The 19,157-nt window shown below is 49.3% G+C and carries 13 protein-coding genes and 2 pseudogenes; 11 read left to right on the plus strand and 4 right to left on the minus strand.

Features of this window, described 5'->3' with window-relative positions; all coding sequences use genetic code 11:
• Nucleotides 1-72: 72 nt before the first annotated feature.
• The 3 genes and pseudogenes from C2M36_RS07095 to narL form a co-directional block, all read right to left on the minus strand.
• Nucleotides 73-2,149: pseudogene (locus C2M36_RS07095) on the minus strand (TonB-dependent receptor).
• 100 nt (nt 2,150-2,249) lie between these two features.
• Complete coding sequence (gene moeA / locus C2M36_RS07100; RefSeq protein ID WP_105254323.1) at nt 2,250-3,485, minus strand: molybdopterin molybdotransferase MoeA; 1,236 nt, start codon at nt 3,483-3,485, stop codon at nt 2,250-2,252.
• Between the two features lie 8 nt (nt 3,486-3,493).
• Nucleotides 3,494-4,171: a two-component system response regulator NarL gene (narL, locus tag C2M36_RS07105; protein ID WP_249319104.1), complete on the minus strand. Its 678-nt coding sequence runs from the start codon at nt 4,169-4,171 to the stop codon at nt 3,494-3,496.
• Between the two features lie 298 nt (nt 4,172-4,469).
• On the opposite strand from narL, the gene C2M36_RS07110 reads away from it, so the two are divergent.
• Nucleotides 4,470-6,074, plus strand: coding sequence for an MFS transporter (locus C2M36_RS07110; protein WP_233998365.1), 1,605 nt, complete (start codon nt 4,470-4,472; stop codon nt 6,072-6,074).
• A 96-nt stretch (nt 6,075-6,170) separates the two neighbouring features.
• Here the strand turns inward: C2M36_RS07110 and C2M36_RS07115 are convergent, their stop codons facing one another.
• The gene (locus C2M36_RS07115; RefSeq protein ID WP_105188839.1) at nt 6,171-8,051 is read right to left on the minus strand and encodes a histidine kinase; all 1,881 of its coding nucleotides are present in this window, start codon (nt 8,049-8,051) and stop codon (nt 6,171-6,173) included.
• Nucleotides 8,052-8,337: 286 nt separating this feature from the next.
• On the opposite strand from C2M36_RS07115, the gene C2M36_RS07120 reads away from it, so the two are divergent.
• The 10 genes and pseudogenes from C2M36_RS07120 to nrdG all read left to right on the plus strand — a co-directional run bounded on the left by C2M36_RS07120 (nt 8,338) and on the right by nrdG (nt 19,155).
• On the plus strand, nt 8,338-12,147 hold the full coding sequence (locus C2M36_RS07120) for a nitrate reductase subunit alpha (RefSeq protein WP_105254324.1): 3,810 nt from the start codon (nt 8,338-8,340) through the stop codon (nt 12,145-12,147).
• A gap of 11 nt (nt 12,148-12,158) precedes the next feature.
• A pseudogene (gene narH / locus C2M36_RS07125) lies at nt 12,159-13,690 on the plus strand (nitrate reductase subunit beta).
• 4 nt (nt 13,691-13,694) lie between these two features.
• On the plus strand, nt 13,695-14,438 hold the full coding sequence (gene narJ, locus C2M36_RS07130) for a nitrate reductase molybdenum cofactor assembly chaperone (RefSeq protein WP_105188836.1): 744 nt from the start codon (nt 13,695-13,697) through the stop codon (nt 14,436-14,438).
• Complete coding sequence (gene narI, locus C2M36_RS07135; RefSeq protein ID WP_105188835.1) at nt 14,435-15,118, plus strand: respiratory nitrate reductase subunit gamma; 684 nt, start codon at nt 14,435-14,437, stop codon at nt 15,116-15,118. Before narJ ends, narI begins: the two co-directional genes overlap by 4 nt.
• Before the next feature lie 48 nt (nt 15,119-15,166).
• Nucleotides 15,167-15,952, plus strand: coding sequence for a peptidylprolyl isomerase (locus tag C2M36_RS07140; protein ID WP_105188834.1), 786 nt, complete (start codon nt 15,167-15,169; stop codon nt 15,950-15,952).
• A 13-nt stretch (nt 15,953-15,965) separates the two neighbouring features.
• Entirely contained in the window at nt 15,966-16,661 is a 696-nt protein-coding gene (gene can, locus C2M36_RS07145; RefSeq protein ID WP_105254325.1) for a carbonate dehydratase, read from the plus strand.
• Complete coding sequence (locus tag C2M36_RS07150) at nt 16,654-16,989, plus strand: hypothetical protein (RefSeq protein ID WP_105188832.1); 336 nt, start codon at nt 16,654-16,656, stop codon at nt 16,987-16,989. The genes can and C2M36_RS07150 overlap by 8 nt, the downstream gene beginning before the upstream one ends.
• 100 nt (nt 16,990-17,089) lie before the next feature.
• A complete protein-coding gene (locus C2M36_RS07155) occupies nt 17,090-17,476 on the plus strand; it encodes a ribonucleotide reductase subunit alpha (RefSeq protein ID WP_105188831.1) in 387 nt (128 codons plus the stop codon).
• Nucleotides 17,477-17,989: 513 nt separating this feature from the next.
• Nucleotides 17,990-18,466: a group I truncated hemoglobin gene (locus C2M36_RS07160; protein WP_105188830.1), complete on the plus strand. Its 477-nt coding sequence runs from the start codon at nt 17,990-17,992 to the stop codon at nt 18,464-18,466.
• Nucleotides 18,467-18,702: 236 nt separating this feature from the next.
• Nucleotides 18,703-19,155, plus strand: coding sequence for an anaerobic ribonucleoside-triphosphate reductase activating protein (nrdG, locus tag C2M36_RS07165; protein ID WP_105188829.1), 453 nt, complete (start codon nt 18,703-18,705; stop codon nt 19,153-19,155).
• Nucleotides 19,156-19,157 lie beyond the last annotated feature (2 nt).

Consider the following 19,157-nt stretch of genomic DNA (forward strand, 5'->3'; position numbering starts at 1 on the left):
GGCCCGTTGGAAGCCCTTAGGTGGAACCTAGGGATAACCCATGAGGCGCTCCCTAGTTAGAGACCTTGATAATCACCACTGATAGCTCAGGGTGAACAGCGCCGGTTCTGGGTCTGCCCGGAAAATATCGGTCGCCACTGAAAGTGGTGTAGTCGGCGCGCTCCGCATAGGCAACATCGGTCAAGTTCTCTATGCGGGCTATGGCTTGCCAGCCTTTAGCAAGCTGCCAGCTGGCCCGCAGGCTAAGCAGATCATGGCCGTCATAGATGTGTTGATTTTCGGTATCGGTAAAGTAGTCGCTAAGATGGTGCCACTGCAGCGACACTAACAGGTCATCGCTTGGCCGCCAATTGAGGCGACTGTCGGCGATAAGGCGTGGCGCCGTATCAATAATATTACCGCGAATATCTACCTCGCCCAGCGGTTGATTATGGCGATATGTGTGCAGGGCATTGGCTACGGCCAATTGCAGGCTCCAGGCATTGTTAAAGCGGTAATCGAGCTCAAGCTCAATGCCCCGATGCTTGGTTTTACCCTGACTCACGTTAAAGAAATCACTGTTGCGATAAATCACATTATCCTTGTACATCAGATAACCGGACAGGGTAAATTGCCAGTGCTTGTAATCCCCCTTTACACCCAGCTCCAGGCTATCCAAGGTTTCGCTGTCAAGTTCTGCAAGGCTTTGCTGACGTTGCAACTGATACAACTCGGCGGTATGGGGCGCGCGATAGCCCTTGGCCAGGTTGACATAGGTGAGTAGCTCGGTGTTAAAGCGATAGCCCAGTGCCAGCTTGGGTGACAGATCATCAAAATAGCTGATGTCACTGCCGGGACGAGAATATCGGCACCCGCCCATGGCGCAGGGCGTGCCGTCGTCCTTGGTGCGCCCATCTAGCATGCGGTTACGGTAGTCGTAGCGCTGCCATTCGTAACGGGCTCCCAGGTTGGCCTGCCAGCTATTGTGGCGATATTGTAAGGCCATAAAGGGGGCATAGCCGGTGGCATAGACGTCGTAATCGTAGTGTTTACCTTGGGGTATGGTGGCCTGTAAAAATGCCGAGCCCGAGGTTGGACTTTCCTGAAACTGCCACATGCTGCCCTGGGTGTATTCGGCATCGAGTCCAGCCTGTAGTCGCCAGCGTTCGTTCAACCGGTGTTGTAGCAGGGTCTGCACGCCGACACCATGCTGGGCATTGTGCTCAAGGGGCTTGCCGGGCAAGAAATGCTTGCGAAAGGTCATGCGTTGATCGCGAGCGTAGGGAGTGATTGCTATCTGTGTTTGCTCACTGTATTGCCACCGCAGCTTTGACCATAAACGCATGGCGCGATTATCGCGAAAGGCCTCGGGGTTGAGGTTTTGCTGTGCCAACTCCTCGTCTTTATAACTTTCAAAACCCTCTATATACCCCGCGGTTTCTTGTCTTAGGTTAGTGTAGCTAAAGCCGTTTTGCAGCGTCAGACTATCGCCGTCATAACGGTGTCTTAGGTTAAACTTTTCCTGATCCACGCTCTCGTCATCGCGATAGCCGGAATCGCGGGTGACGCTGGCGTTAAAGCCGAGCCCTTGGGCGCCATAATCCTGGCCGGCACGCAGTTTTGCCCGCTTATAGCCGTAGGAACCCAAGTCAAAGGCGCCGTAACCGCCACCCAGGGTTGGGTCCTGAGTGATCACATTAATCACCCCATGTACGGCGTTGCTGCCATACAGCACCGAGCCCGGCCCCTTGAGTACCTCAATGCGCTGGGCCATTTCACTATGGGCCTCGAACAGTTCGTTGACGTTACAAAAGCCCGGCGCGCGCAGCGCTATGCCGTCCTCCAGGGTTAAAATGGCGGCACAGGCGCCGGCGCCGGTATAGACGGGTGAACGTAGCGCCGGTAAATACTCCTGACCATTGCCATGTTGGATATTGGCCCCTGCGATGGTTTGCAGTGCTTTTTCTATATGCGTAGCGCCTAGCTGCGATAACAGGGCATTATTGACCGTACTGATGGACAGGGCATTAATATCATCATCAAAGGCAAAGCGCGAGGCCGTGGTTGTGATACGCTCAACATCCTGCAGTGTATTGTGTTGAGTTGTTGCCTCGGCCTTAAAAGCAAGCTGGCTGGCGAAAATGATGGTGGTGACTGTGACTAAGCGCATGTTAAGACAGAAAAATTTTTTTACCAATGTTACTGTCTTAATGGCGCAGGTGCAAAACTATACGTTTGTTGGAGGCAGAGGGGCTCAAAGCCCCTTGGGCTTATAGGTATTGATAAGGAATAATCTCAACCTGTTCGCCCGCCTTCACACCCGAGCTTTGTTCTGTGAGCAGTACATGGCAATTAGCGCGGCTCAAGGCCGACAATATCCCTGAGCCCTGCTTTCCTGCAGACTCAACATACCATTGTCCCTGCGCATCTTGCGTGGCAAAGCCGCGCTGAAACTCTGTGCGCCCAGGTTTTTTACCAAAATCGACTCGAGCGACCGCCGACAATTTTGTATTAACGCCCGGTGGTTGATGAGCCATGGCTTTGAGAAAAGGAATCGCCAGTTGGTCAAACGTAACCGCCGCAGACACCGGGTTGCCTGGTAGACCGATAAAGGCGGCATCGCCGAGTTTGCCAAAGGCAAACGGTTTTCCTGGTTTTATGGCTATTTTCCAAAAATCAATGCTGCCAAGCTCGCTGAGGATTTGTTTGACATAATCTGCATCGCCAACGGAAACGCCTCCTGATGTGATAATAACGTCGGCCGATTCGCTGGCGCACAGGAAGCACTCCCTAATGGTTTGCGGGTCGTCCGCGATAATTCCCATATCAATAACGTGCACGCCTAAATTTACGAGCATGGCATGCAACAGATGGCGGTTTGAGTCGTAAATCTGTCCTTGCCCTAAGCTAGCGCCAGGCTCAACCAACTCGTCTCCCGTGGATATAAGTGCCACGGTAAGAGTTTGAAAGACTAGGGCCGTACCTATGCCTACCGCACTTAAAAGCGCTATATCACGCGTACTTACAAGATGTCCTGCGGGTAATAATTGCTGACCACTGCTAATGTCTTCGCCTTGTTTTCGAATATTGGCGTCTATCGGCGGTGGCGTACAGCATTGAATATGGTCGCCGATACGCTCTACTTTTTCCTGCATGATAACGGCAGAGGTTCCGGCTGGGATTTGTGCCCCGGTCATGATGCGGACTGCTTGCCCCGGCAGTAAGGAAACCTTTGCCGGATGGCCTGCCAGTGAGGTTCCCACAACCTCATAGTTTGTGCCTGGCTGCTGCTCATCAAGGCAGACAGCGTATCCATCCATGGCTGAATTATCATAAGGGGGAATATCATGACTGGAATAGATGGACTCGGCCAACACCTTGCCTGGCAAGTCTTTCAGTGGCACATGTTCCGTTTTTTGTATGGGCTGGGCGCTCGCCAGCAGCTCAGCAAGCGCTTGCTCGAAAGGCTTTAGTTTCGCAGGGAGCGAATCACAATCACAATGCATAACTACCTCTAACTATTTTGGTCGACCATCCAGACGGCGGCTTCAACGCGTGAGCGAAAACTCAGTTTTTTCAGCACATGTTTTACGTGCACTTTGACGGTGCCGTCCGAGATATCTAACTCCCGGGCGATCAGCTTATTACTCATGCCCTTAGCGATCAGCTTAAGTATTTCCAGCTCGCGGCTGGTGAGGCCATCGAGCGGGTTTTCCGATTTCTTATTCGGACGACGCAGTGCTGTTGCAAGTGTTTCTGTGAGGCGTTCAGATATGGCCATGCGCCCGGTAACGGCTTGCTTGATATTAACCACAATATCTTCCGGTTCCATGTCTTTGAGCAGGTAACCGTCGGCGCCATTGGTAATGGCAGCAATGACATCTTCATCATTATCAGAGACAGTCAACATGATAATGCGGGCAGTGACCCCTTGCAGACGCATTTGTTTCACCGTTTCTAAGCCATCGATCCCCTGCATATTGAGGTCGAGGATAATCAAGTCAGGATCATCTTCTAATGCGCCAGAGATAGCGTCTGTGCCGTTGCTGTATTGGCTTATTACCGCTAAATCATCTTCCATTTCGATCAGCTGTTGAAGCCCTTTGCGAAATAATGGGTGGTCGTCCACAAGCATTATGGTTGCTGGGGTATTGCTCACTTGCTGCTCCTGCTTCTGTTGTTCTTGAGTCATGATGGCGAAAAGCCTTCACTAAAAATTTGATTTAAATCATGGTTACTCTACTTTAAATTTTCACTCCTTTGGATGTTATTTATTGAACTACCCACAAAGAGGTAGTTGGGTATCATGGTCGACTGGAGGTGAGCCCAGTAAATACGCTAGGGTCGTGCGGGCGGCATGTTTTGACCTGAAGATAAGTCTGGTCCTATCAGTCATTGTGGGTAGTAATACCTACCGCTTGATATTTATTGTCTGCCTCCTCTTGGCAACGGATAGTGAGCACACTGTTCAAAAACCAAGAGATCTGATTATGAGTGATCTGAAAACGTGGGACCCGGAAAACGAACGTTTTTGGGAGTCCGAAGGTAAAAAAGTCGCGAGTAGAAACCTATGGATTTCTATTCCGAGTCTATTATGTGGCTTCGCTGTTTGGTTATATTGGGGCATCATTACCGTACAAATGCTCAATTTGGGCTTTCCATTTGCGAAGTCGGACTTATTTAGCTTGATGGCGATTGCCGGGTTAACCGGTGCCACATTGCGTATTCCAAGTAGTTTCTTTATTCGCTTATGTGGTGGGCGTTACACCATCTTTTTTACCACCGCCTTGTTAATGATCCCGGCGATAGGCACAGGCTTTGCGCTGCAAGATAAAGATACGCCTCTGTGGGTGTTTCAGGTGCTAGCCTTGCTATCGGGTCTTGGTGGCGGAAACTTTGCTTCCAGTATGTCTAATATCAGTTTCTTTTTCCCGAAGAAGAAGCAGGGCTTAGCGTTGGGACTTAATGCCGGGTTGGGTAACTTTGGCGTGACGACCATGCAAATCCTGGTGCCCTTATTTATGACTTACAGTTTCTTTGGTGGCGACCCAATGACGCTGGTTAATACCTCGGGCACGCTCATCGGTAAAATACCTGCTGGCAGTGATACCTATATTCATAATGCGGGTTATGTGTGGCTGCTATTTTTAGTACCGCTGTTCTTCCTCGGCTGGCTGGGTATGAATAACATAACCACCGAAGAAGTGTCTCCCAACATTGATGGTCCTTTGACTAGTTTTGGCCTGATGACGGTGATGCTGTTAATCGGCTTTGCAACTGCAATATTTGGTTTATGGTTACTCTTGCCTGAAGCGGCAAATGGATCTGGGTTTGATGTTCCGAAAGAAATTGTCTTGGTGCTGGTTGTGGCTTCAACGGTATTTTTACTCAAGGCGCTGCCGGGTCAAATTAGGCAATCTCTGGATCGCCAATACAAAATTTTTAATAACAAACACACCTGGGTGATGAGCGTTATTTACACCATGACCTTTGGTTCATTTATCGGTTTTGCGGCTTCTTTCCCGTTGGCCATTAAAGTGATTTTTGGTTATCAACACGTCATGGTTGATGGCGTAATGACGCATGATACGGTGAACCCTAATGGACCGAGTGCGTTGATGTATGCGTGGATGGGACCTTTTATTGGCGCGCTTATACGTCCTGTTGGTGGCTGGATCTCGGATAAGTTTGGCGGCGCTTTGGTGACTCAAGTGTGTTCAGCTGTCATGGTGGCAAGTGCGTTAGGTGTTGCTTATTACATGAAGCAAGCTTACCAATCTGGAGCGCCTGAAGAGTTCTTTGTGCCTTTCTTTGTCCTGTTTCTTATCTTATTTGCTGCAACGGGTATTGGTAATGGTTCTACCTTCCGCACCATTGCGATGGTTTTCCCGAAAGAGCAGGCAGGTCCTGTACTGGGCTGGACTTCCGCTGTGGCAGCTTATGGCGCTTTCTATATTCCTAAAGTGTTGGGGGAGCAAATTAAAGCAACGACCCCTGAGGTTGCGCTGATTGGATTTGCCGTATTCTACGCGGTTTGCCTGTTGATTAACTGGTGGTTCTATCTGCGCAAAAACGGTGAGTTTTATAACCCTTAGACAGTTTCATCCGCAAGGTGGCAACAGCAGGCCACCGTCATCAAGAGTCCAAGTAGCCTAACAGCACTTGGACTCTTTTTTATGGGCAGTGGTGAGCTAGCTAGAAGTGGAGTCTTTCGACCATTGTTGAGGCTGCTGTGATTTACGCAGATACTCTGGGGTGAATACAAATTTAACCAGTACCCCGCCAGCGATGCCATTACTGATGGTGAGCTCACCATGCAGCGAGTGGCTTCGCTCCATCATTATCGCTGTACCATAATGGTTAAGCTGACTTTGCGCATTGCCCAAGCCGACCCCATTGTCGGTGATGGTCAGTGACACCTGTTTGTCGTCACCTTCCACAAGTTGCAATTCGACGTCGGTGCCTTTGGAGTGATTGAGGGCATTTTGCAGTGCCTCTTTGGCGATCTGCAGTATGTGTATTTCCTCATTGGCACTGAAGGGCACATTGACGCAGTCATAATGTAGTCGAATAGTCATCTCACTGCGCTCTGAGAGCTTCTCTATGGTGCTGACGAGTGCTGAACGCAGTCCGCCGTTGTCAATTTGTAGTCTGAACGTGGTGAGAAGCTCACGCAGTTGCCGATAGGCCGAGCTCAGGCCCTCTTTTAGCTCTGCTATTGGCGCTTCCACTTTTTTGTCTGTTGGCACTTGTGCAAGGCCTTTCTCCAAGCGCGTAACCTGGATTTTCAAGTAGGACAGTGATTGGGCTAACGAGTCGTGCAGTTCTCGGGCAATGATAGAGCGCTCATTCAGTAACGCTATCCGTCTTTGCTGGTCTGCTTGGGTGCTGATGCTTAATGCCAATGCCAATTGATCGGCAAACGTTTGCAGCAGATCGCGTTGCCAATCGGCAATGCTATCGTTTTTGGGCAAACTGACCACTAATACACCGAAGTTAATGTCATTACGCTCTATTGGGTAACGATGCTGCACGGCTTCAATATTATCGTCATAGTGAATACCGCCTTTGAAACAATCGTTACATTTTTTTACTTCACAGGAACTCGGAGTTGTCCTGCTGGGTTGGGTAATTATGTGTTGAAAAGGGGTATTGCCGTCGGCTGTCGCTAAACATAAATCGATATTTTTTAATTCACTCACGGTGCTGAGCTGCTTAGTGACTTCGGCATAGTTGAGCTCGCCACTATGGGACTCGTTAATTTGTTGTGCCACATCATACAGGAGCGCCAAGATATTGTTGTTACGCTTGAGCTGCAGTGTTTTTGATTCAATACGCTTTTCCAAATCGCGGTACATTGCGGCCACGCGATCATTTGCCGCATTGAGTGTTTGCGATAACAGACCGAGTTCATCCTCACGCTCGACCTTGGAGCGTTGGGTTAGGTCGCCACGGGATGAGCTACGAGCCACCAGTGTCAGTTCTTTAAGTGGTTGCGCAATATGTTGGTGAATAGAGTACAGAGAAAGGCAAATTAGCGCCAAGGTGGCGAATAGGGTGATGGTTTGAATGACTCGCAGTAAAGAGAGGCGCTGCTCTAACACACTTTGGTAGCCATTCACTAAGGTGTCTATGGCTTCTACGAAATGTTCTAATTTTGGTAAAAATGGTGCGAGAGTAAAGTTATCCCCGGCATTCAATAGCCTGGGTTTAATTTCCTGTTGCCACTGGCTACTAATGGCCAAATAGTCTTGTTCAAGCTGCTCCTGTTCAAAGCGCGCAAAATCTTTCTTTAATACCGGGTCATTCAATAGCTGTTCGAAGTTCTCTATAAGCACAGCCACTTTTTCACGGCTTTGAGCATCTCCGGTTTGTTGCGCAGTCGCCACCTGTGTGGTGATGCGATAACTCATCATTCGCAAAGAACCAGACAGGTTAATGGCCTTGCCGTCAAACTCACTGAGTTCTGAGGTATACATGGAGGAAAAAATACTCACAAAGGCCATTAAGATGACGCTCACCATCATGGATGTGATTCTAAAAACGACCGAGCGGCTGGCTTTTTTAAACATAAACTTACTCAAAATATGTAACTACCCCATAATATCCAAAAACGCGTATTTTTCGACATATTTTACGCGGACCTCATTGCAGGCGCCCAGTATAGGGGGGTGGGTAAAAAGTGACATACCACCTTGTAGGTAGCGCCCTTTGCCCCGCTTCTCTGGCGCCTAAATGAAATTGATCCATATCAAATTCACTTCCCTTACAGTGCTTAATATTCGCCATAACAAATGCCGTTTTGGGGCCTAGTCACTGCTTCCAAAATATAAGCGCACCATAATGTAGGAGTGAAAAATGAGTCACTTTTTAGATAAGTTGCAGTTTTTTAAAACGCAAAAAACTGCCTTTGCCGGTCAACATGGTGTTACCACCAATGAAGACCGAGAGTGGGAAGATGGATACCGCCGTCGCTGGCAGCACGATAAAATTGTGCGCTCGACACATGGGGTAAACTGTACCGGAAGTTGTAGCTGGAAAATCTATGTCAAAGATGGTTTGGTTACCTGGGAGACACAACAAACAGACTATCCCCGTACTCGTCCTGATTTGCCAAATCATGAACCGCGCGGCTGCCCGCGTGGTGCCAGTTATTCTTGGTATATCTACAGTGCTAACCGTCTTAAACACCCGAAAGTACGTAAGCGTCTGATAAAGTTATGGCGTGCAGCAAGACTGCAACACCAAGATCCGGTTGATGCCTGGGCCTCTATCGTCGAAGACCCAGTAAAAGCGAAAGAATACAAACAACAACGCGGGCTCGGTGGCTTTATCCGTGCCGACTGGCAAGAAGTAAATGATATTATTGCTGCGGCCAATATCTATACCACAAAGAAATACGGTCCCGACCGTGTGGTTGGTTTCTCGCCCATTCCGGCCATGTCTATGGTGTCTTATGCTGCGGGTGCGCGTTACTTATCTCTGCTTGGTGGTCACTGTCTCAGCTTCTATGATTGGTACTGCGATTTACCGCCGGCTTCACCGCAAATTTGGGGGGAGCAGACCGACGTTCCTGAATCTGCTGACTGGTATAACTCAAACTATATTCTGGCCTGGGGCTCGAACGTGCCGCAAACCCGTACTCCCGATGCCCACTTCCTCACCGAAGTGCGTTATAAGGGTACCAAGGTGGTATCTATCACCTCCGATTACTCGGAGCTGTCAAAGTTAACCGATCACTGGCTAGCACCAAAACAAGGCACTGACTCGGCACTAGCCATGGCCTTCGCCCATGTCATTTTGAAAGAGTTTCATGTCGATGGTCACAGCGACTACTTTGACGACTATGTGCGTCGCTATACCGATTTCCCCATGCTGGTCCTGCTTGACAAAACCGACGGGAACGATTTTGGACGCGACAGCGAAGCGAAAGCGGCCCGCGAAGCGGGTGAGTCCCAGGGAAGGGGCGAGCAGCAAGGCGCAACGCTTTATAACCAGGGCCGCTTCCTGCGAGCCTCGGATCTGGCCGATGACTTGGGTCAGGACAATAACCCGGAATGGAAAACCATTGCCGTGAATCAAAACAGCGGCGAACTGGTTTCACCAACCGGCTCCGTGGGATATCGCTGGGGCGAAAAGGGCAAGTGGAACATTAAGCAGCTTGATGGTGCCACGGGTGAAGAAGTGAAACTGCAAACCAGCCTTAAGCATGGTCACGATGAAGTTGTTGCGGTGAATTTCCCTTACTTCGGTGGCGGTGAACATGAGTTCGGTTACTTCCAACACACCGACCATGACGACATTATCGCCCGTAAGGTGCCGGCTAAACGTATTCAACTCAAAGACGGCAGCACGGTATTGGTGACCACGGTATTCGATTTAACCGTGGCTAACTACGGTGTTGATAACGGCTATGATGATGCCAACGTGGCGCATAGTTACGACGATGATATCCCTTACACGCCGGCCTGGCAGGAGCAAATTACCGGGGTACCGCGCGCCGATGTGATTCAGATCGCTCGCGAGTTTGCGCAAAATGCTGACAAGACCCGAGGTCGTTCGATGATCATCGTGGGGGCGGCGTTGAACCACTGGTATCACATGGATATGAACTACCGTGGCCTGATCAACATGCTGATGCTATGCGGTTGTGTCGGTCAATCAGGTGGTGGCTGGGCCCACTATGTCGGTCAGGAAAAGCTCCGTCCGCAAACTGGTTGGCAGCCGCTGGCGTTTGGCCTGGATTGGCAAAAGCCACCACGCCATATGAACGGGACCTCCTTCTTCTATAACCACTCGAACCAATGGCGCTACGAAAAACTGCGCATGGACGAAGTGATTTCGCCGGTCGCCAACAAGGAAAAATGGCAGGGTTCGATCATCGATTACAACGTCCGTGCCGAAAAGATGGGTTGGCTGCCCTCGGCTCCACAACTGAGCATGAACCCGCTTGAGCTGTGTAAAGCCGCCAAAGAAAAGGGGGTCAGCGCTAAGGACTACGCGATTGAGGGGCTTAAATCGGGTGAGCTGAAATTTGCCTGTGAAGATCCGGATAACCCGCAAAACTTCCCACGTAATATGTTTATCTGGCGCTCTAACCTGCTGGGTTCATCCGGTAAGGGCCACGAATACATGTTGCGTCACCTACTGGGCACCAAGCATGGCCTGATGAGCAAAGACTTAGGCGAAAGCGGTGAAGTGAAACCTGAAGACGTGGTGTGGAATGATGAGGCGGCCGAAGGCAAGCTAGACTTACTTGTGACCTTAGATTTCCGTATGTCTACCACCTGTTTGTATTCGGACATCGTGTTACCGACCGCAACCTGGTATGAAAAAGACGATATGAACACCTCAGACATGCACCCCTTTATCCACCCCTTGTCGAAAGCCATCGACCCGGTGTGGGAAGCGCGTTCAGACTGGGATATCTTCAAAGGGATCGCCAAGAATGTATCTAAATTAGCGGTAGGTCACCTGGGCAAAGAAGAAGATCTGGTTACTGTGCCAATTCTGCACGATACACCGGCTGAAATTGCCCAGCCGTTTGGAGTTAAACAATGGTGGAAGGGCGAGTGTGACCTAATACCAGGCAAAACGGCGCCGAATATGGTCACTGTCATACGTGATTACCCTAATTTATATGATCGCTTTACCAGCCTAGGTCCATTGCTCGAAGAGCAAGGCAACGGCGGTAAAGGCATTAGCTGGGATACCAAGGATGAGGTGAAATTCCTCGGCCAGTTGAACCGCTTATCGCGCTCGACCGGTGATGCCAGCGGTCGTCCGCGGATTGAATCCGCTATCGATGCCGCCGAGGTGATCCTGTCACTGGCGCCGGAAACCAATGGTCAGGTTGCAGTCAAGGCTTGGGAGGCGCTCGGTGAGTTTACCGGTATCGACCATACCCATCTGGCCAAGCCGAAGGAAGAAGAGAAAATCCGCTTCCGAGACATTCAGGCCCAGCCTCGTAAGATCATCTCCTCTCCAACCTGGTCGGGTCTTGAAGATGAGCACGTATCTTACAACGCCGGTTACACCAATGTGCACGAGCTGATCCCATGGCGCACCGTGACCGGTCGTCAGCAGTTCTACCAGGATCACGAGTGGATGCGCGATTTCGGTGAAACCATGTGCGTGTATAAGCCGCCCATTAACCTGAAAACCGTTAAGCCGATCATGAATAAGAAGCCGAACGGTAATAAGGAAATCGCCCTGAACTGGATCACGCCGCACCAGAAGTGGGGTATCCACAGCACCTATTCGGATAACTTGTTAATGCTGACCTTGTCGCGAGGCGGTCCAATTGTGTGGATGTCTGAGATAGACGCCGAGAAGGCGGGCATCGTCGATAATGACTGGATCGAGGTGTTCAACGTCAATGGCGCAATAGCTGCTCGCGCGGTGGTATCGCAACGTGTCCCAGAGGGCATGAGCATGATGTATCACGCCCAAGAGCGCATTGTTAACGTGCCGGGAGCGGAAACCACGCACACCCGTGGCGGTATCCATAACTCGGTGACCAGAGCGGTGATGAAGCCAACCCATATGATCGGTGGCTACGCGCAACAATCTTACGGCTTTAACTACTACGGCACAGTCGGTTGCAACCGTGATGAATTTGTCGTGGTAAGAAAAATGAACAAAGTCGATTGGCTAGACACCGAATAAGGGGCGTAGAGATGAAAGTAAGAGCACAAATAGGCATGGTGTTAAACCTCGACAAATGTATCGGTTGTCACACCTGCTCAATCACTTGTAAAAACGTATGGACCTCACGTGAAGGGGTGGAATACGCATGGTTTAACAATGTTGAAAGTAAACCAGGCGTTGGTTACCCCAAAGAATGGGAGAACCAAGAAAAGTGGAATGGCGGTTGGCAGCGTCATAAAAATGGCAAAATCACGCCCAAACAAGGGTCAAAACACCGGGTGCTGGCGAACATTTTCGCCAACCCGGACTTGCCGGAAATAGACGACTACTACGAGCCGTTCGACTTCGACTATCAACACCTTCATAAGGCAGGAGAAAGCAAGCATCAACCGGTTGCCCGCCCACGCAGCCTGATCTCGGGCCAACGCATGGAGAAGATCAACTGGGGTCCAAACTGGGAAGAAATCCTGGGTACCGAGTTTAAGAATCGTCGTAAAGATAAAAACTTCGATCAATTCAGGCGGACATTTATGGCCAGTTCGAAAAGACCTTCATGATGTATCTGCCGCGCCTGTGTGAGCACTGCTTAAATCCAGCTTGTGTGGCCTCGTGTCCAAGCGGCGCTATCTATAAGCGTGAAGAAGATGGCATTGTGCTAATCGACCAGGATAAGTGTCGCGGTTGGCGTATGTGCGTCAGTGGCTGTCCGTACAAGAAGATCTACTACAACTGGAAAACCGGCAAATCGGAAAAGTGTATCTTCTGTTACCCACGTATTGAGAGCGGCCAACCCACCGTATGTGCAGAGACCTGTGTTGGTCGTATCCGTTACCTCGGTGTGATGCTTTACGATGCTGAGCGCATTGAAGAGGCGGCCAGTGTCGAGAATGAGCAAGACTTGTATCAGGCTCAGTGCGATATCTTCCTTGATCCGAACGACCCTGAGGTTCAGGAAGCGGCCCGTAAGGAAGGCATTCCCCAGGCCTGGTTGGATGCGGCTATCGACTCACCGGTTTATAAAATGGCAATGGATTGGAAAGTGGCACTGCCACTGCACCCAGAATACCGTACCTTGCCTATGGTTTGGTATATCCCGCCATTGAGCCCAATTCAAAGTGCTGCACAACAGGGCAGTGTGGGCATGAACGGGGTGATTCCCGACCTCAAGTCGCTGCGTATACCGGTTAAATACCTGGCTAACCTATTAACGGCAGGTGACGAACAGCCGGTGATACATGCGCTTGAACGCATGCTTGCAATGCGCGCTTACAAGCGTTCGGAGCAGGTGGATGGAGAACTTGATCTCGAGGTGCTCAAACAAGTTGGCTTGTCCCAGGCTCAGGTAGAAGACATGTACCACATTATGGCGCTTGCAAACTATGAGGATCGCTTTGTGATCCCCACCAGTCATAAGGCTTATGCCGAAGATGCTTATGATATGAAGAGCAGTTGTGGTTTTAGTTTTGGTAACGGCTGTAGTGGCGGTAGTTCAGGTGTGAACCTATTTGGTGGCCAAAAGCAGGGTGAGCGCCAAATCATCCCAATCGAAGTACAGGATTAACATCATGATATTAAAAATTCTTTCTCGATTAATCGATTACCCAAATGGTGCGCTCAACGCGCACCAAGAGGAGCTGTTAGCTGAGGTTGCAGCGCAAGAGGGCTTTGATAATGAATTCAAAACCGCCTTGAGTGCCTTTATCGAACGGCGTCTAACCATGGACCTGCTTGATTGGCAGGCCGAGTATGATGGTTTATTCGAACGTGGCCGCTCTTTGTCACTGTTGTTGTTCGAGCATGTTCATGGTGAGTCCCGTGACCGAGGTCAAGCCATGGTTGAACTTATGGAGCAATATAAAGCCGCTGGCTTGAATATTTCTGTAAGAGAGCTGCCCGATTATATTCCCTTGTATTTGGAGTTTGTCGCGACTCAGCCGGTTCAGGAACAGGCCCATTGGTTGGCCGACGTGGCTCATATTCTGGCGCTTCTGGCAGCCCGCTTGAAAAAACGTGATAACGATTATCACCTTGTTTTTTTAGCCTTGTTGAAGTTAGCCCAGGCCGATGTGTCTATCGATGATGTATTAGCTCAAATTGATAACGAAAAGCGTGATGACAGCCGCGAAGCCATCGACAAAGTATGGGAAGAAGAGGCTGTTAGCTTTGGGGGCGATGCCGTCAATGGGGGGTGTCCTACCAATCAGCACAAACCATCTTCGCTGCAAGACCGCAGCAGTGAATTACCTATTAACTTTGTCGATGCGGCGGCGTCTGGTGCGCAGTCCAAGTCGGTTGGGAGTCCATTATGAGTTACTTAAACACTTTACTCTTTGGTATTTATCCTTATCTTGCCTTAGCCATTTTCTTGCTCGGGTGTTTAGTTCGCTATGACCGTGAGCAATACACGTGGAAAACGAGCTCGAGTCAATTATTGGAAAGCAAGCAGCTGAAAAAAGGCTCTAAAGCGTTCCACATTGGCGTCATTATGATCTTGCTGGGTCACTTTGTGGGCTTATTAACACCGCATCAGGTGTGGGATTTTCTGGGCGTGACCGCCGCATTTAAGCAAAAAGTAGCCATGACCCTAGGGGGAGTATTCGGCATTATTTGTTTTTATGGGTTGACCATTCTACTTAAGCGTCGTTTAACTAATCCACGGATTCGTGCAACCAGCTCAAATATGGATATTTTGATTTTAGTCTCCTTATATATCCAGTTGATCCTGGGTTTGGTGAGCATCTTGTTTTCTTTTGCCCACCTCGATGGCTCGGAGATGCTGAAAATGATGGCCTGGGCGCAAAATATAGTGACCTTTGACCTGACCGCAGCCAGTGCAGCCATTGCCAGTGTTGGCTTTATCTATAAGGCACACATCTTCTTTGGTTTAACCTTACTGGTGTTATTCCCATTCAGTCGTTTGGTGCATATTTGGAGTCTTCCTGGGCGTTATTTGCGTCGAAACTACCAAGTTGTAAGACAAAAAGGTTAACAGCATTGAACCGGGGTTACCCCGGTTCCACACCCGGAGGAAGTAGAGATGAGTCTTACCAACACCCCTGACGTCTACGTCAACGATATTAAAATTCCCGCCAGTGACATTGACGGTGAGGTGCAGTACCACCCCGCAGCTTCACGTCGAGATGCGATGATTAAGGCGACCGAAGCATTAGTGATCAGCGAACTGTTGCGCCAGCGCGCAATGACCTTAGAGCTGATCGATAAAGAGCAAAAAGTTTGTCCCGATGCCGTCATAGAGCAGTTGATTGATATCGAAGTCGTGACTCCAAAGGCCGGAGAACAAGAGTGTGAACGCTACTTTGAGGTCAACCGCGACAAGTTTTGCACTTCGCCTCTTGTGGAAGTGAAGCACATTCTCATTAGTTCAGATCCAGAAGACTTACAGCAACGGGAGCAGTCTAAAGAGCTGGCGCAGACTCTTATTGCGCAATTAGCAGAAAGTGACAACGGATTTGCAGATCTGGCACGGCAGCACTCAGATTGCCCATCCAAAGAGCAAGGCGGTAACTTAGGCCAGGTGAGTTCGGGGCAAACGGTCCCTGAGTTTGAAAAGGCCTTGTTTAAAGCCAGCGAAGGTTTGATCCATTACCCGGTGGAGTCGCGCTATGGTCATCACGTGGTGTTTGTCGCCCGTAAAGTGGAAGGCAAGGCATTGCCCTATAGCATGGTCAAAGATGAAATTGCGGCTTACCTGGATGAAAAGGTGCAGCACAAAGCCATTGCTCAATACATTCAGCACCTGGCCGATGAAGCTCAAATCAAAGGGTTTAACTTTGTCGCCAACGACAGTCCGTTGATGCAGTAACAGGGGAGGGGGTATGTGTCATTTGGCTGACTTATATGATAACAATCGTCTTTGGGCTGCTGATAAAAAGGCTCAGGACCCCCTGTTTTTCGAACGCTTAGCGGCGCAACAAACTCCTAAATACCTGTGGATAGGTTGTGCTGATTCACGGGTGCCAGCCAATGAAATTGTCGGCTTAGCTCCGGGTGAACTCTTTGTGCATCGCAACATCGCTAATCTGGTGCATCCCATGGACTATAACTGTATGTCGGTGGTGCAATATGCCGTAGAGGTGCTGAAAGTTGAGCACATTATTGTTACGGGCCATTATGGTTGTGGTGGAGTGCAAGCGGCGATGGACACCAAAGAGCATGGTTTGGTCGACAGCTGGTTAAGATCAATCAAGGATATCTACTATACGCATTATCAAGAATTACAGGCGCTGCGCTTTCGTGATCAGAGGCTTAACCGGTTGTGCGAACTCAATGTTATGGCCCAAGTGGTCAACCTAGCAAAAAGCAAATCCATACTTCATGCTTGGCAGCGTGGTCAAAAAGTGAGTATACACGGCGCCATCTATAGTATTTGTGATGGCTTGCTCAAGGACTTAAATGTGACCATTGCCAATGCCACTACGCTGTCAGAATTGTATAACTTGCAGCCCACAGAGCGAGGGCAGCGACCGGATATTCGTCCATCCCTTTGCTGTTCTTTAGAAGCCAATGACTAACCCATTTTCGGCACGATGGACTGCGCAAGGGCATACTTTGTGTCTAGGGCATTGGCAAATCAGCTATCAAGGTTTGCCATTAACACTCGCCGACATACAAGGGGAACGGGATATGGGCACATGGGGAGTCTATGATCCCATTTTTGACGATGATCCCGAGTTTAGCGAGGGTTTACAGGAAGATGACTGGATTTTGGCCAATATAGACTGGCTCAGTGAGCTCTTTATTACCCATCATATCCCCATCGATGAGCAGCATATGCGTTGGTTCTACCAAGCCGTCGACGCCGAGGATTGGCGTTGCGGCAGCTGTGGTGGTTGTATGTAGTTACTACCCACTTTCCATCTTCGTTTCTACCCACTAAGAGGAATAGCTTAGAGCGAGTCAGCGGTTACACTGGCTTAAATAAAATCATTCGAGAACCAACATGATTAGTCAGTTTAGTGATCTACTTAGCTATGCCAAGGAACAGCCCGATCCGCAGCGGCTGTTATTCTTATTTGCCAAAGCGGAGCAAAGTAACAAAAGCAAAAAAAATGCCCGAGGAACCCTCACGCCAACCATGTGTGTCGATAAACTGCCGAGTGAAATCGAGGATTTTTCGTCATTATGCCAAGAGGCTGATGGTATTTCTGCGCAGTGGGACTTTATGCTCATCGCCAGCCTCAGCGGCGTATTAGGAAAAGCCCCGAGCAGTGAAGATGCCGAGCCTTATTTAAATAAAATGACCAATGATCTGGTCAGTGGACAAAATATTGCTAATTATGTGATTTTTGATCGCCAGCAAAATCCGATCGAAATGCATGCTAACTAGCCCGTAAATCATCTCTCCTAAGTCCCTAGTAGCAAAACCGTGTGATGCTGGTTTTGCTCACCGTTAAGCCAGCTCTTGCTGGCTTTTTATTTACTGGCGGTGTGTCTTCAGTAAAGCGCTTTTTTGCATCCCTCTGAGCTCGCGTCTTTCAGCGATATCAGCGTTTTCTCTGTAAGACGCTGTCCAAGTATAAAGCCTTCTCATAGTTCAGAGGACGCTTGCCGCTTTTTTAAGCCGCTAATGACAGAAGGAATAGTGCGCTCTTACAGCCTTTAGCTTGCCGGCAGCCTTAATGCAATTGCTGGGATTACACCCATCCGGTGATGTTTGTACCCGGTCTGCCCGGCGTAGGATTTCTTCATAGGGTGGGTTCATCGTCGTCCTAAAAGCCCAATTCTATCAAGAACATAAAATTGAAGTGTGAACCTAAGTTGTATCTAAATTGAACACTGACAAAATGCTTGCTTGCGCTAGGCTTTTTAATGGGCAGAAAATTTCAAAGAGAGATACAAAATGAACAAGATCATTCATACCTTAGCCGTCTGGGGAGTGTTTATCATTACACTCAGCCTGACAAGTACCGCGGCCAAGGCCGCAAATGAAGAGCAAGCGGCGACACTTTACCAACGCCTTGGGGGACTGGCGCCTATTTCTGTGGTAGTCAGTGATTTTATCGATGCCTTAATGCCTGATCAGGTGCTTAATGCCAACCCGGCCATAGATGAAGCGAGAAATCGCGTGCCGGCGCCTTATCTTAAGTATCACGTCACCGCCATGGTATGCGAGGTTACCGGTGGGCCTTGCAAATACCAGGGGCGTAGTATGAAAACAGCCCATGCCCATTTGAATATTACCGACAAGGAATGGGCACGCATGGTTGAGGTTTTTAAGGAGATTCTTGCCAAACATAAGGTGCCTGAGGCAGAGGGAAATGAACTGTTGGCGATCATTGGCACCACTAAGGCGGATATAGTCGCTGCAGTGCCCTAAGCGACAGAGGCTCGACTCCAATAGATGGGGTCGTTCATTAACCACAGGAATAAAAAGGGGGAAGTGAGGCTTCCCCCTTTTTAGTATGTTTTGTTCCTAACTACAGTGGAACCTCGTTCGTTTAGTTCTTCACTTCTCATAATTTCAGCACCAGCCTACCCCCTATTGAGTATTGTTCAATCGCCGCGCGAGACTATATATTGTGTTAAATAAAATAAAAAAACACAATATATAGTATGTTTAACGTATTTTATCCCCAGGTGGTCTTTCAAGAGGTGCCAGATGAAGTGTCTTTGGCCTTCACCGTTAGTGGATGCCCAATAGGGTGCAAGGGTTGTCACAGTAAAGCGACGTGGAATGCAGACGATGGCACGCCACTGAGTGAAGATCGCTTTAACGAACTGCTATTAAAGTATCAGGGGCTGATTACCTGCGTACTGTTTTTTGGTGGCGAATGGCATCCGCAAACACTCTTTCGCATGTTAAAAATTGCGCGTGCTCAGGGCCTTAAAACCTGTCTCTATACCGGGGCTGATAATATTGGTGAGCAGCTTAAGTCGGTACTTACTTACCTTAAAACGGGTCCCTGGAAAGCGGCGCTAGGGGGACTAGATAGCCCAACAACCAACCAACGCTTTATTGATTTGCGTTCACATCAATCTCTCAACTATAGATTTATAAGGACCTGATA

The organism is Pseudoalteromonas sp. T1lg75 (assembly GCF_002964705.1).
In the GTDB taxonomy this organism is placed as follows: domain Bacteria; phylum Pseudomonadota; class Gammaproteobacteria; order Enterobacterales; family Alteromonadaceae; genus Pseudoalteromonas.